General features: G+C 66.6%; 6 protein-coding genes. 3 read left to right on the top strand and 3 right to left on the bottom strand.

The features are described from left to right. Positions 1 to 222: 222 nt before the first annotated feature. The 3 genes from OG716_RS30605 (at position 223) to OG716_RS30615 (ending at position 8,046) form a co-directional block, all read left to right on the top strand. Positions 223 to 3,486 (top strand): arabinosyltransferase domain-containing protein, encoded by a 3,264-nt coding sequence (locus OG716_RS30605; protein ID WP_405140018.1) that lies wholly within the window; start codon positions 223 to 225, stop codon positions 3,484 to 3,486. Positions 3,487 to 3,780: 294 nt separating this feature from the next. After that, entirely contained in the window at positions 3,781 to 7,110 is a 3,330-nt protein-coding gene (locus tag OG716_RS30610) for an arabinosyltransferase domain-containing protein (RefSeq protein ID WP_405133973.1), read from the top strand. 165 nt (positions 7,111 to 7,275) lie between these two features. After that, positions 7,276 to 8,046, top strand: a complete 771-nt coding sequence (locus tag OG716_RS30615) for an alpha/beta fold hydrolase (protein WP_405133974.1) — start codon at positions 7,276 to 7,278, stop codon at positions 8,044 to 8,046. A 19-nt stretch (positions 8,047 to 8,065) separates the two neighbouring features. Here the strand turns inward: OG716_RS30615 and OG716_RS30620 are convergent, their stop codons facing one another. From OG716_RS30620 to pks13, 3 genes are all read right to left on the bottom strand, one after another. Then, entirely contained in the window at positions 8,066 to 8,266 is a 201-nt protein-coding gene (locus OG716_RS30620) for a DUF5988 family protein (RefSeq protein WP_405133975.1), read from the bottom strand. A 94-nt stretch (positions 8,267 to 8,360) separates the two neighbouring features. After that, positions 8,361 to 9,905, bottom strand: coding sequence for an acyl-CoA carboxylase subunit beta (locus OG716_RS30625; protein WP_405133976.1), 1,545 nt, complete (start codon positions 9,903 to 9,905; stop codon positions 8,361 to 8,363). A gap of 56 nt (positions 9,906 to 9,961) precedes the next feature. Further along, the gene (gene pks13 / locus OG716_RS30630; protein ID WP_405133977.1) at positions 9,962 to 15,181 is read right to left on the bottom strand and encodes a polyketide synthase Pks13; all 5,220 of its coding nucleotides are present in this window, start codon (positions 15,179 to 15,181) and stop codon (positions 9,962 to 9,964) included. Positions 15,182 to 15,300: the final 119 nt, after the last annotated feature.

The following is a 15,300-nucleotide window of genomic DNA, read 5'->3' on the forward strand; positions in this document are numbered from 1 at the left end:
GCACGCACAACCCCGTCATCCGAGCACGCACAACCCCGTCATCCCGGCGCGCTTTCGGCCGGGATCCACACCTCGAATCGGCAGTCGGCCCGCCGGATTCCGGCCGAAAGCGTGCCGGAATGGCGAGTCCGGCATGCCGGAATGACGGGTCCCGCGTTCGGACACCGGAACCGCCGCGAACCGGCGCGGTCGAGTCGCGGGGGATGTCCGGGACGAGGGTGGATAGCATCGGACACCGTGCGCGAAGACACCCGAGCGTTTCAGCGAATCCGACTCATTGCCGTGGTATCCGGAATTCTCGGAATTCTGCTGGCGGTGTTGACGCCGATTCTGCCGGTAAATCAGGACCGGCCCACCCTGCACTGGCCGCAGGGGGATACGCCGAACATCGCCGCGCCGCTGGTGTCGTACGTGCCGCTGACCCTGGACGTGAATCTGCCCTGCCAGGTGCTGGCGGATCTGCCCAGCGGCACGCTCTTCTCCACCGTCCCGGCAGCTTCGGGGCAGGCGGTGAGCAAGGGTCTGGTCATCAAGGTCGAGGATGTGCCCGAGAAGGGGCGCACGCTGTCGGTGCTGCTGCGCCTCATCCCCTTGCTGTCGGTTCCGGTCGCCGATGTCCAGAGTTGCGGATCGCTGGTCCTGCACTCGGATGCGACCGCGACCCAGGTGCAGCTCAGCGGCGTCACCCGGCAGGACGGAACTCCGTTCGCGGGCAAGGTGAACGGCGATACCCGGCCGCAGGTGGTCGGCATGTTCACCGATCTGAACCGGCAGCAGATCGGGACCGCCGTGGCGACGGCCGATATCGACGCGCGCTTCACCTCCAGCCCGAGCTGGATCAAACGCGGCGCGACCATCGGCGCGGTGCTCTGCACGCTGCTCGCCATGTACATGCTGCACCTGCTCGACAATCGGGACGGGCGGCGCGCACGGCGGTTCCTGCCCGCGCACTGGTGGCGTTTCCGCCTCGCCGATGCGGCGGTGCTGGGGACGCTGGTGGTGTGGCACTTCATCGGCGCGAACACCTCCGATGACGGCTACATCCTGAATATGGCCCGGGCCTCGAAGGTTTCGGGCTACATGGCCAACTACTACCGCTGGTTCGGCGTGGCCGAGGCGCCGTTCGGCTGGCCGTACGAGGTGCTGTCCTGGATGACCCGGATCAGCGACTCCAGCCCGTGGATACGACTGCCGTCGCTGCTGGCCGGAATCGTCTGCTGGCTGGTGATCAGCCGGGAGATACTGCCCCGGCTCGGCGCCCGGGTGCGGCGCGACAATGTCGCGGTATGGACTGCGGCACTGGTCTTTCTGGCGGCCTGGATGCCGTACGACAACGGCCTGCGGCCCGAACCGCTCATTGCCGCGGGTGCGGTGCTGACCTGGTGCTCCATCGAACGCGCCATTGCCACCGGGCGACTGCTGCCCGCCGCGATCGCCGTGCTCATCGCGGCGTTCTCGCTGGCGGCCGGTCCGACCGGGCTCATCTGCCTCGCCGCGCTCATCGCCGGATCACGGCCGGTGCTGCTGGCGATCCTGAAGCAGGCCAAGGGCACGGGTTCGGCGCTGCTGCGCTACGGCGCGCTCTTCGCGCCGGGCATCGCGGCCGGAACCCTGGTGCTGGTGGTCGTTTTCGGCGATCAGACGCTCGCCTCGGTTCTGGAGGCGACGCGGGTTCGCACCCTCATCGGCCCGAATGTGGCGTGGTTCGACGAGCGCACCCGCTGGGATTCGCTGCTCATGCTCTCCCCCGACGGCTCGCTCGCCCGGCGGTTCGGCATTCTCGCCATGCTGCTGTGCCTGCTCGTCTGCGTCATGGTCATGCTGCGCAAGAACGGTCGCATTCCGGGCACCGCGCGCGGGCCGGCGGCGCGCATACTCGGCATCGTCTTCATGTCGCTGTTCCTGATGATGTTCACGCCCACCAAGTGGACGCACCACTTCGGCGTGTACGCCGGACTCGCCGGATCGGTGGCCGCGCTGGCCGCGGTCGCGGTGGGCGTCAACGGGATTCGCTCACCACGCAATCGCACGCTGTTCACGGCGGCGGTGTTCTTCCTGCTGGCCATCACCTTCACCGGGCCCAACGGCTGGTGGTATGTGTCCAGCTACGGCGTGCCGTGGTTCGACAAGGCGCCGCTCATCGCGGGCAAGGGTCTGTCCACGCTGTTCCTGGGGCTGGCCATCCTGTGCCTGCTCATTGCCGCGTACCAGCACTATCGGGAACCGTTCACCCATCCGAAGCCGGTGCGCGCCTTCGATAAGTTCGCGAGCATGCCGCTCACCATCGCGGCGGCGCTGCTGGTGCTCTTCGAGGTCGCCTCGCTCGCCAAGGCGGCCGTCACCCAGTACCCGGCCTACTCCATCGCCAAATCGAATTTCGATGCGATGACCGGGGATTCGTGCGCACTCGCCAATGACGTGCTGGTGGAGACGAATACCGCCGACTCCCTGCTGCAACCGTGGACCGGCGCGGCCGCCGACGGATTGTCCGCGGACAACACCGGATTCACCGCCAACGGCGTCGCCACCGACCTCACCGCCGATGCGGAGGAGACGGTCAGCGGCGGGGCCAACTCGGTGGGCAAGAACTCCAGCAACAAGACCACGAACACCACCGGAGCGGGCACCGGCGGCGGCACCGACGCACAGGCCGGCCTCAACGGCAGCACCGTCGCCCTGCCGTTCGGACTGGACCCGGCGCGCACACCGGTGCTGGGCAGTTACACCGCCGACGAGCAGAATCCGGCCAAGCTGACCACCAACTGGTACAAGGTCGATCTGTCCGACAGCGTGCGCAATGATCCCGCCTACAAGGTGCTCATCGTGACCGCGGCCGGCCGCATCCGCTCCTTCACCAAGGACGGTGTGGAAACCTACGGTCAAGACCTGTTCGTCGAATACGGCACCCGCGCCGCCGACGGCAGCATGACGAATGTGGGCCGCATCCGGCCCACCGATATCGGGCCGAACCCGTCCTGGCGCAATCTGCGGGTCCCGCTGGACCAGATTCCCTTGGGCGCCAACAGCGTTCGACTGGTCGCCAATGACCCGGACATCACGCCCAAGCAGTGGCTGGCCGTCACCCCGCCCCGGCTGCCCCGGCTGGAATCGCTGAACAGCCTTGTCGGCCATACCGATCCGGTGCTCGAGGACTGGCACGTCGGACTCGCCTTCCCCTGCCAGCGGCCGTTCGATCACCACGACGGCGTCGCCGAGGTGCCGGACTGGCGCATCCTGCCCGACCGGGTCGGCGCGGACGCCTCGAACGCGTGGCAGGACGATATCGGCGGCGGACCGCTCGGATGGACAGGGCTGCTGCTGAAGTCGGAGAGCATTCCGTCGTACCTGAACCACGACTGGGGACGGGACTGGGGGTCGCTGGAGAAGTACAGCCCGTACGCCCCGGACGCCAAGCCCGCACAGTTGTCGGTGACAGTGCAGACCCGTTCGGGTCTCGCGAAGGATGCGCCGATCCGGGCTCGGTAAAGGCGACGCCTGATCTCGCAAGATCCGGGTAACTCCCGGGGTACCCCCGAAACCGGTGTGGCACCTGACCGCAAGCACGCGAATGGGACTATTGCGGCTCCCACCTGCGCGCCAAAGGTTCGGAGAGGCGGAACTGATCTCGCAAGTTCGGGGTAACTCCGGGGGTACCCCCGAAATCGGCTCGGTCCCTGAGCGGCGGCACGCGTCCCCTACAGTCAATGGCTCCCAGACCACGCGCTAAAGGTTCGGGGAGGCGGGGCAGCGGAGGCGGGGGAGCCTATACGATCTGCAATCGTGCCCGACGCCTCCGCTGTCCTGAGCAAACCGCCAACGCCGCCCACTGCGACGGCGACGCCGCGTGACTATCGCACCGCGAAGTTGATCGCGATCGTCGCCGGTGTGCTGGGAGCGCTGTTCGCCCTGGCGACGCCGTTCCTGCCCGTCGTGCAGACCACGGCGGCGGTGAACTGGCCGCAGGGCGGGACGCTGGGCAATGTCGACGCACCGCTGATGTCGCAGGTGCCGCTCGATCTTTCGGCCACCATTCCGTGTAGTGCGGTGCAGCAGTTGGATCCGCGCGGCGGCATCCTGCTGGCCACCGCGCCGCCACAGGGCAAGGGCGCGGATCTGGAGGGGCTGTTCGTCCGGGTGTCCGGCGAGACCGTCGACGTGCTCGATCGCAATGCCGTCGTGGCGTCGGCGCAGCGATCCGAGATGAGCGACTGCTCGCAGATCGTCATCACCTCCGACGACAAACGCACCTACGCGAAATTCGACGGGCTCACCCACAGCGTGGAGAAGACCACCGCGGACGGCGGCCGCGAAATGGTCACCGCGCCGGTCGACGGGCAGCTGCTCGGCGATCTGCGGCCGCAGGTGGTCGGCGTCTACACCGATATGAAAGGCGGCGTACCGCAGGGCCTTTCGTTCCACATGAACGTGGACTCGCGGTTCTCCTCCAGCCCGACCGTGCTCAAGTGGGTCGCCATGGTCGCGGCCGCACTGCTCACGCTGCTGGCCATGGGCGCGCTCGCCGCGCTCGACACCAGTGACGGGCGCGGGCACCGGCGCATCTTCCCGCGGCACTGGCTGAAGCCGACCTGGGCGGACGGCGGCATTATCGGCACGCTGACACTGTGGCATTTCGTGGGCGCCAACACCTCCGACGACGGCTACATCCTCACCATGGTGCGGGTCGCTCCGCACGCGGGCTACATCGCCAACTACTTCCGCTGGTTCGGCGTGCCGGAGGCGCCGTTCGGCTGGTACTACTACGTGATCCAGGCCTTCGCCGAAATCTCCACCGCGAGCCCGTGGGTGCGAATTCCCGCGCTGCTGTGCGGCATTCTCTGCTGGCTGGTCATCAGCCGCGAGGTGGTGCCCCGGCTCGGGCGCGGGGTCGCGACCTCCAAGGTGGCGCTGTGGACCGGCGGCCTGGTGTTCCTGGCCTTCTGGCTGCCCTACAACAACGGCCTGCGCTCGGAGCCCATCGTCGCGCTGGGCGCGCTGCTGACCTGGGTCTCCATCGAAAGGGCCATTGCCACTTCACGATTGCTGCCCGCGGCGGTCGCGGTGCTGGTCGCGGCGTTCACGCTGGCGGCGGCCCCGACCGGCCTCATGTGTGTGGCGGCGCTGCTCGCCGGTATCCGCCCGCTGGTCAAGATCGTGGTGCGGCGGCGCAAACAGTTCGGTGACGTCGCGCTGCTGGCGCCGATAGCCGCGGCCGGATTCCTCGTGGTGTCGGTCGTTTTCGGCGATCAGACCTACGCCGGGATCATGGAAGCCAACCGGGTCCGCCAGAACATCGGGCCCAACTTGGCCTGGTACGAGGACTACCTGCGCTACTACTACCTGTTCGTGGAAACCGTGGACGGTTCGCTGTCACGGCGGTTCGCCTTCCTCGTCATGATCCTGTGCCTCATCACCACGCTGCTGGTGCTGCTGCGGCGACGGCAGGTGCCGGGCATCGCCTCCGGGCCGACCTGGCGACTGCTGGGCGTGGTGTTCGGAACCATCTTCTTCATGATGTTCAACCCGACCAAGTGGACACACCACTTCGGGTCCTATGCGGGCATCGCGGGTGCGCTGGCGGCGGTGACCGCGGTCGCGGTGTCGGCCACGGCCTTGCGGTCGCGCAAGAACCGGTCGGTCTTCCTCGCCGGGCTCATGTTCACGCTCGCGCTCGCGTTCTCCGGCATCAACGGCTACTGGTACGTGTCCAGCTACGGCGTGCCGTGGTACGACAAGCGCGTCTCGCTGCACGGGCACGAGGCCAATACGCTCATCCTGCTGCTGTTCGGGCTGGCGCTGGCGGTGGTCGGATGGCAGTCGCTGCGCGAGGGCTATGCCAAGCCCATGGAGAACGGAAAGACCCAGCGCGGCAAGCGGGTTCGCCGTTTCGCCGCCATCCCGCTGACCGTCGTCGCCGCACTCATGGTGGCGTTCGAAGTGCTCTCGCTGGTCAAGGGTGCGGTCGCGCAGTACCCGGCGTACTCGCTGGCGCGGTCCAACTTCGACGCACTCTCCGGGAAGAGCTGCGGTCTCGCCAATGATGTTCTGGTGGAACCGAATCCGAACGGCGGCAATCTGCAGCCGGTCATCGATCCGGCGCATCCGCCGCTGAACGGCGATCCGCTGTCCGGCGCCGATCCGGTCGGCTTCTCCCCCAACGGTGTTCCCGACAAGATCGACGCCGACAGCGTCGAGGTGAAGCCGGGCACCGGCAATACCTCCAATCAGACCGTCGGGCCCGCCTTCGAGAAGGGCCAGAACGCCGGCACCGGCGGCGGCAAGGGCGCCGAGGGCGTCAACGGCTCGACCGTGGCACTGCCGTACGGCCTGGACCCGGCCACCACACCGGTCATGGGCAGCTGGCAGGACGGCGTGCAGCAGCCCGCCACCCTCATCTCCAGCTGGTACAAACTGCCTGCGCGGTCGCCTGATTCACCGCTCATCGTCATCTCGGCGGCGGGCCGCATCATGTCCTACGACGAGACCGGCAATATGACCTACGGCCAGACCCTGCTGGTCGAGTACGGGCATCAGAACCCGGACGGCAGCGTCTCCGAACTGCCCGGCAACTACCGGCCGTTCGATATCGGCCCGGCGCCGTCCTGGCGCAATCTGCGGGTCCCGATGGACGCGCTGCCCAGCGGCACCGATGTCATCCGCATCCACGCCATCGACCCGATTCTCATCGGCGATCAGTGGCTGGCCTTCACCCCGCCGCGGGTGCCGAAGGTGCAGTCGCTCAACAGCTTCCTCGGTTCCGAGCAGCCGATCCTGGAGGACTGGGCGGTCGGCCTGCAATTCCCGTGCCAGCGGCCCTTCGACCACCGCTACGGCGTGGCCGAGGTCCCGAACTACCGCATCCTGCCGGACCGGCCGCTCGCGGTCAGCTCCACCGACACCTGGCAGGCCGAGGAGAACGGCGGACCGCTGGGCTTCACCGAAATGCTGGCCGACTCCAAGACCATCCCGACGTATCTGAAGGACAACTGGGGACGGGACTGGGGTTCGCTGGAGAAGTACGAGCCGTACTACCCGGCCAAGGCGGCCGAGCTGGACACCGGCACGGCCAACCGGTCCGGGTTCTGGTCGCCCGGCAGGCTCCGGGTGTTCTAGGCACTGATCGACTGTTCCAGGCACTGATCAAAACTGTGGCGGCCGCCGGCATCATGCCGGCGGCCGCTGCCGTTTCTTCCCGGCCGCGCGGTTCCGGTCTTCCCGGCCGCACGGTTCCTGCCACCCGTTGTGGGTGTGACCCACGTCAACCGGGAGACTGGTGTCATGGTGAACATTCAACTCGGCGACGTAGCAACCTGGTACGACGTCCACGGTGACGGCGAATCGGTGGTGCTGCTGCACGGCTCCTTCGTCGATGCGCGAATGTTCGCACCGGCCATGCCCTCCCTGGTCGGGCGCTTCCGGGTGTACAAGACCGATCGCCGCGGGCACGGGCACACCCCCGATGTCGAAGGTCCGCTGTCCTACGACGTAATGGCCGAGGACACCATCGCCTTCCTGGAGAAGGTGGTCGGCGAACCCGCACATCTGATCGGCCACGGCGATGGCGCGAATGTCGCGCTGCTGGTCGCGCTGCGCCGCCCGGACCTGGTTCGCAAACTCGTGCTGATCAGTGGAAACTTCCACTACGACGGCATTCTGCCCGGCGTGCTCGACGGTTTCGAAGATCCGGAGACACTGCGCTACCTGGCCGCGAATTACGGCGAGGTATCCCCCGACGGGGAAGACCATTTCCCGATCGTCGCGCGCAAACTGGCCGAAATGTGGGAGACGCAGCCCGACCTCACCCCCGAGGACCTGCATTCGATTTCGACGCCCACGCTCGTCATGGCGAGCGACGACGATTCGGTCTCCCTGGAACACACCCTCGCCCTCTACCGGGCGATCCCCGATTCCCAGCTCGCCATCGTTCCCGGCACCTCACACCTGCTGGTCATGGAGAAGCCGAACGAGATCTACCCCCAGATCGGCGGCTTCCTCTCGCATGACCCGGTTCCGACGCGACTACCCATCCGTCGCGCCGCTCCGGCCTAGTCATCGCACTGCGAATATCTCAGTGTTCGGTGTGAGAAACCCATTCGTAGACCGGCAAACTGCCCTCCGGTGTGTCCTCCCACCGCAGCGTCACCTTGAACCTTTCGTACCCCCCACCGTGCGCCACCCGCAGTTCGATCCCCGGCGGCGTAATAGGCACAATCCGCTGCTCCAGCCCGTCAGGTCCGCCTTCGAGCAATGCCTTAGGTGAGCTACTCATAGCTGAAGGCTCTCACATCCACCCCACCCGACCGACCGATTCCGAGCAATCGGCGAGCCGTGTTTCACCTCGACTGAAACAGCCGGAACAGGTGTCAGAGGGGCAGCAGGTGGTGTTTGCGGGGGTTGCGGGGGACGGATTTGGCGCGGAGGAGGTGGAGGGCCTTGCGGATTTCCAGGCGGGTGGTGGCGGGGTCTATGACCGCGTCTATGTAGCCGCGTTCGGCTGCTACCCAGGGGGTGGCGACGGTGGCGTTGTAGAAGGCGATCATCTGCTGGCGCATGGCGGCTCGGTCGGCTTCGGGGGCCGCCTCCAGAGACTTTGCGCCGATGAGGCTTACGGCGCTCTCGGCGCCCATGACGGCGATGCGGGCGGTGGGCCAGGCCAGGTTGACGTCGGCGCCGAGTTGTTTGGAGCCCATGACGGCATAGCCGCCGCCGTAGGACTTGCGGATCACCACCGTCACCTTCGGGACGGTGGCTTCCACGAAGGAGAAGATGAAGCGGCCGCCGCGTTTGATGACGCCGATCTTCTCCTGTTCGACACCGGGTAGGAAGCCGGGGGTGTCGACCACGAAGACCAGGGGGATTTCGTAGGCGTCGCAGAGTCTGACGAAGTGCGCGGCCTTATCGGAGGCGCGGGCGTCCAGGGCTCCGGCGTAGACCAGGGGCTGGTTCGCCACGACGCCGACGGTGCGGCCGTCCACCCGGGCGAAGCCGCAGATGACGTTCTTGCCCGCGGACTGGCCGAATTCGTGGAAGTCGCCGTCATCGAAGATGCGGATCAGGACCTCGTACATGTCGTAGCCGGCATTGTCGGCATCGGGGACGAGGGCGATCAGCTCGCGATCCGAATCGGTGATCTCCGGCTCCAGGCCGGGGTTCACGATGGGCGGCAGCTCCGAGCAGCTGGACGGCAGATAGCCGAGGTAGTCGCGAACCCAAGTGAAAGCTGCGAGTTCATCTTTGGCGACATGGTGGATATTGCCGTACAGCGCTTGACTGTGCGCGCCGCCCAGCTCTTCGAGGCTGACATCCTCACCGGTGACCTCGCGAATCACCTTGGGACCGGTGACGAACATATAGGCCTCTTCGGTGGCCACCACGACATCGGTATTGATGGGGGCGTACACCGCACCGCCCGCGCACTTGCCCAGGATCATCGAAATCTGCGGCACCAGACCGGAAAGCGGCTCCTGGCGACGACCCAGTTCGGCGTACCAGGCCAGTGAGGTCACCGCCTCCTGCACCCGCGCGCCGCCGGAATCATTGATGCCGACAACGGGGCAGCCGACCTTCGCCGCGAACTCCATGATGCCGGCGACCTTGCGCCCGAAGGCCTCCCCGACCGAACCGCCGTACACGGTCTGGTCGTGGGAGAACACCGCGACCGGACGCCCCTCGACGAGGCCGTGGCCGGTGACCACGCCATCGCCGTAGAGGGCCGTCTTATCGCCCGGGTTCCGCACCAGCGCACCGATTTCCACGAAGGTGCCCGGATCCAGCAGCATCTTGATGCGGTCGCGAGCCGAAGGGATGCCCTTCTTGGCTCGCTTCGCGACCCCCGCATCTCCCGCCGGTTCTCTCGCGACTTCCAGCTTCAGTCGCAAGTCTGCGAGTTTCTCGGCGGTAGTGCTCACTGGACTCCTCCCCTTCGGCAGAAACCTACTTTCGCAGAACCCGTTTCGCAGTGGGGCTATTTCGCAAGCGTGTCGATCTCGGACAATTTCTTGGTGAGGTCGGCGCCGATGACTCCGATGCGGGGCTCGTCGATGATCTGCAGGTGATCGCCCGGGATGTGGACGACCTCCAGATTCGGAATGTGCTCGTCCCAGCCACCATTCGGCTTGCGCTCGCCGAATCGCGGTTCCAGTTCGATCATTCCGTCGTGGTAGCGATCGGCCAGGTAGAGAACCACGTCGCCTTCGTAGCGCGACGGGGTCACCGCCTGGAGTTCACGGCTTTCGATCCACGAGGTGCGCTGATGCTCGAGCACACCACCCGGAATCTTGACCCCGGCGAACTTGATGAGTTCGAAGACGATCTCGATCTGCTCCTGATCGGAGGCAGCGGCCAGCTCTTCCAACTGTTCCTGATCCAGCTCACCGTTGAAGCCGTAGGTCTTCTGCGCGAAACCCTGGAAGCGCTTCATCCGCTCGACCCGCTCCTGCGGATCGTTGCTTTCCGGCTCAGTGGGAACAGCCAGATCGATCAGGCCGACCAAACGCACGTCCGCGCCCTCGGCCCGCATGATCTGCGCGACCGTCAGTGAGAACACCGCACCGAGCGACCAGCCGTAGAACACGTACGGGCCCTCGGGCTGCCGCTTGCGAATCTCCGGAATGTACTGACGTGCACGCTCTTCGATCGAACCGTCCACGCGTTCGAAGCCGTACATCGGAGTCCCCGCCGGAAGCCGCTTCAGCAGCGGTTCGTAAACGAGGGTATTGCCGCCCGACGGATGGAACACGAAGACCGGGATGGCATTCGAGCCCGCTTCCTTCGCACGCAGGGTGCGCACGAATCCCTCTACATCGTCACCGTTCTCCTGGTACTGCGCGACGATGTCCGAGATCTGCTCGATGGTCTCGCAGGCACGAAGCTCCGCGGGATCGAGCTGTGCCTTCGCTCGCTCAGACAGGCGCGCCACCAGCTTGTCGAAAGTGGCGTCGTCCAGTGTGGGCAGCGGGTTGAAGATGCCGCCCGCCGACTTTCCGGTCACCAGCGCCCAGGTGGCGAAGGCGAGGCGCTCCGGCGCATTACGCGGTGGAACATTGTCCTTATCGGTCTCGGCCGGCGGCGGGGCGTCCTCGAAGTCTGCCTCGGTGGTCGGCGAATTCGATTCGGAGGCTTCAGCTTCCGTCACGATCTCGGTGGCTTCCGCCACCACATCGCTGTTCTCGACATCCAGGCGATCGGCCAGCGTCGGCACCGCGTTCTCGGTCACCCCGGGCAGTGCCGCCAGCGGATCGGTGCCCGCCGCCATGGCGGCGCGCGCCGCGGCGACGATATCGCCGCCGACCGAGATGTCCTCGCCCGCGGCCTGGCGCGCGGCCAGTTCCGCCAGCTGCGCACGGTTCTCGATGGCGTAGCGCAGCACCTTGCCGACCTCGAGCAGGCTGGCATCGCGCACCGCCTGGATCTGCAGCTGCGGGATGTCGAATTCGTATTCGACGCGGTTCTTGATGCGCATGGCCATCAGCGAATCGAGGCCCAGCTCCATGAGCGGGATCTCCATCGGCAGATCCTCGACCGCGTAGCCCATGGACTCCGCGACGATGAGCGCCAGGCGCTGTTCGATGGTCTGACTGCCCTCGGGATTCCAGCGATCACCGAGCACCTCGGCCGGCTCGGCAGCGGCCGGAGCCGCGACGATGGCCGCAACCGGCTGTGCCACAACGGATTCCGGCAGGGGTGCACCGGAGGTGACCACGGCGTCGAACAGCGCGCGGAAGGCATTGCCTTCCTTCGCGTGCACGGATACCGACGCGCCACCCGGGTGCGGGGTCAGCGTGGTGGTGAGGGTGCCGCCGGCCGGAACCGCACCGTGCGCGACGGACGCGCCCAGCGTGACATCCGAAAGCACCTGTGCGGCAGCGGCATTCACCAGCGCGCCGAGGTCGGTGACAAGATTCGCCTGTACCTCCCACACGTGGCGGCCGTCCGGCAGCGCCACATGCGCGCCCGGCGCCCGGCTGCTGCCGGAGTCGGCGGACAGCGAAACCTTGGGCCAGTACTGCTTACGCAGGAACGCGGTGCGCGGCACCTGTGCGTAATCACCGTCGGGCAGCAGCGAGGACAGGTCCACCCGGTGGCCCTGCACATACAGCTGCGCCAGCGCCGAGATGACCGCGGCGGATTCGTCTTCCTTGCGCTTGAGCGTCGGAATCAGCGCCGCATTGTGCACACCGGCCGCGAAGGTGGTGCCCATGACCTGCATGAGCGCCACCGAGTTCGGCGCCAGCTCCAGGTAGGTGGTGATACCGGTATTCACCGCCCGCGCAATGGCATTGGTGAAGTACACCGCGCCACGCATATTGGTGACCCAGTAGTCCACATCGTGCACCGCGGCGTGACCCGCGCGGAACACGCCGTCCTTGCGGACGGTCGAGTACAGATCGTGCTTGAGGACCGTCGGCTCCAAACCGGCCAGCTCGGCAGCCAATTCGCCGAGCAGCGGATCCATCTGCGAGGTGTGGCCGGCGCCGCGGGTCTGCAGCACGCGCGCGAACTTGCCCTCGGCCTCGGCGCGCGCCACGATGGCGTGCACCTGATCCGGCGGGCCGCCGATCACGGTATTGGTGGGCGCGGCGTAGATGGCGACCTCGAGGTCCGGGAAGTCCACCAGGGCTTCCTGGATGGCCTCCGTGGAGTACTCGACCAGGGCCATATTGCGGACCTGATCATCGGTGATCATGGCCTCGCCCTCGGCCATGAGCCGCGAGCGCGCGCAGATGACGCGCACCGCGTCCTCCAGGTTCAGGCCGCCCGAAATGTACGCGCCCGCGACCTCACCCTGCGAATGGCCGACCACGCCCTCCGGCTGTGCGCCGTGCGCACGCAGGATCGCGTTCAGGCCCAGCTGGATGGTGAAGGTGCCGACCTGGCCGGTACCGATATCCCAGTCCTGCTCGTCGTCCAGGATGATCTCCCGGACCGAGTACCCGGCCTCGTCCATGACGTACTCGTCGACCTGATCGACGGTCTTGCGGAAGATCGAATTCTCGTTGTAGAGCTGCTTGCCCATCTTCCGGTGCTGCGCACCGAAACCGGCCATCACCCACAGCGCGCCGCGCGCGGAAGGGGAGTCGGCGGTGAAGACGCCGGTGCCCGGCTTGCCCTCGGCAATGGCACGCAGACCGGCGATGGCCTCTTCATGCGTCTTTGCGATGACCACACCGCGCGAACGGCCATGATTGCGCTTGGCCAGCGAACGCGCGACATCGGCGAGCGGAGTCGCCTGTCCCGCTTCCGATTCCATCCAATCGGCCAGATCCTTCGCAGCACGCTTGCGGCGCGACGGCAGGTAGGCCGAGACCGGGAGGATCAGCGGCAGCGGCTCTTCACGATTCACCCATTCCGGTTCCGGTGCAACAACTTCCGGTGCGGACTCGGTGACAATGCGCTCGGCCTCGGCCAGCACATCGGTATCCTCGTCATCGAGGTCGGCGCTCGCTTCGACAGCCTCCGGGGCGACCGGCGTGGGCACGTACTCCTGAATGACCACGTGCGCATTGGTGCCACCGAAACCGAATCCGGATACACCGATGGTGGCGGTGCCGCTGTAGCGCGGGAATTCGGTGGGCTCGGCGACAACCTGCAGGTGCGCGGTGTCCCAGGGAATATACGGATTCGGTGCCGAGAAGCCGAGGTTCGGCGGAATAACGTTGTGCTGCAACGCCATAACGACCTTGGCAAGCGCGGCCGCACCCGCGCCACCCTCGAGATGGCCGAAGTTGGTCTTGGCTGAACCGAGCAGGGCGGGCTTGTCGTCCTCACGACCGCGGCCGACCACACGCGCCAGCGCGTCCGCTTCGATCGGGTCGCCGATCAGCGTGCCGGTGCCGTGCGCCTCGATGTAATCCACGGTGGACGGCGCGATTCCGGCATCTCGGTAGGCGCGGCGCAGCACCTCGGCCTGGGCATCGGGGTTCGGCGCGAGCATGCCGTTGGAGCGGCCGTCGTTGTTGACAGCGGAGCCCTTGACGACGGCGTAGATCTTGTCGCCGTCGCGTTCGGCGTCGGCCAGGCGCTTGAGCACCACCAGCGCGCCGCCCTCCGCACGGACCATGCCGTCGCCGTCCGCGGAGAACGCCTTGATGTGACCGTCCTTGGCCACACCACCATTGGCGTCGAAACCGAGCGTCGCCATCGGCGCGAGCAGCATGTTCACGCCACCGGCCAGCGCCAGATCGGCATCGCCGGTACGCAGTGCGCGCACCGCATCGTGCACGGCAACCAGCGAGGACGAGCATGCGGTATCGATGGACACGGACGGACCGCGGAAATCGAAGAAGTAGGAGGTGCGGTTCGGGATGATGGCCGAAACGCTGCCCATGATGCCGTACGCCTCGGCGGACAGCGGCGTCTTCTCGTCGCCTTCCGTGCTGCCGACGCCCAGCGCCGCGATCAGCATGAATTCATTGCCCGCCGAGCCGACGAATACGCCGACCGGCTCGCCCTTCAGCGTGTTCGCCGGAATTCTGGCGTGCTCCAACGCTTCCCAGGTGAGCTCCATGATGAGCCGCTGCTGCGGATCCATGCGCTCGACCTCGACCGGCGAGGTCGCGAAGAATTCGGCGTCGAAGCCCTTGATCACCTCTTGATCGAGGTAACCGCCCTTGGTGTTCGCGTTCGCGATGGCCTCGGCCGCCCGCGGGTCGCTCATGAACTCGGACCAGCGGCCCTCCGGTAGATCACGGATGCCGTCACCGCGATTGATCAGGAAGTCCCAGGTGGATTCGGGCGTATCGCCCGCACCCGGCAAACGCGTGGCCAAGCCGACAATGGCGATGTCATGCGCCTCGCCTGGCGTGAATCCCGCGGTATAGAACGAATCATCGGCCGATTCGGCCGGAAGATCAGGTTCCCCGTTGATGATTCGCTCCGCCAGCGAAGCGATCGTCGGGTGCTGGTACACGATGGTCGCGTTGAGGACGATCCCCGTCAGATCCTCGATATCGCCGCCGAGCGCGAGCGCATCCCGCGAGGCCAGGCCGAATTCTTCCATCGGCCGGTCCACGGTGATCTGCTCGAGCGCCTGTCCGGTCGCGTCGGAGACCCAGCGGCGCAGCCACTCCCGCAGCTCGCCCACGGACATGTTCGCGCCGGTGGGTTCCGGTTTCGCGACGGCGTCGGACGCCGCGGGAGCGTTATCGGTCATCGGGGTGGGGGACGTGCCCTCGTTCTCAGCCATCAGTTCCTCAAGTTACCTGTCTGCGTACGGTGCGCGGCAGTATTGAGATTCTCGCCGTTCCGGTGGAGAGCGGCGCTTCATGCATGAATGGCGCGGACCTGTTCGGACCGCGCCACTCC

The sequence above is a fragment of the Nocardia sp. NBC_01388 genome, assembly GCF_045040085.1.
In the GTDB taxonomy this organism is placed as follows: Bacteria; Actinomycetota; Actinomycetes; order Mycobacteriales; family Mycobacteriaceae; genus Nocardia.

Bases quoted from the DNA above. Each gene is read 5' to 3' on its own strand.
- pks13 (WP_405133977.1), bottom strand. From the start codon at position 15,181: ATGGCTGAGAACGAGGGCACGTCCCCCACCCCGATGACCGATAACGCT.
- OG716_RS30615 (WP_405133974.1), top strand. From the start codon at position 7,276: ATGGTGAACATTCAACTCGGCGACGTAGCAACCTGGTACGACGTCCAC.
- OG716_RS30620 (WP_405133975.1), bottom strand. From the start codon at position 8,266: ATGAGTAGCTCACCTAAGGCATTGCTCGAAGGCGGACCTGACGGGCTG.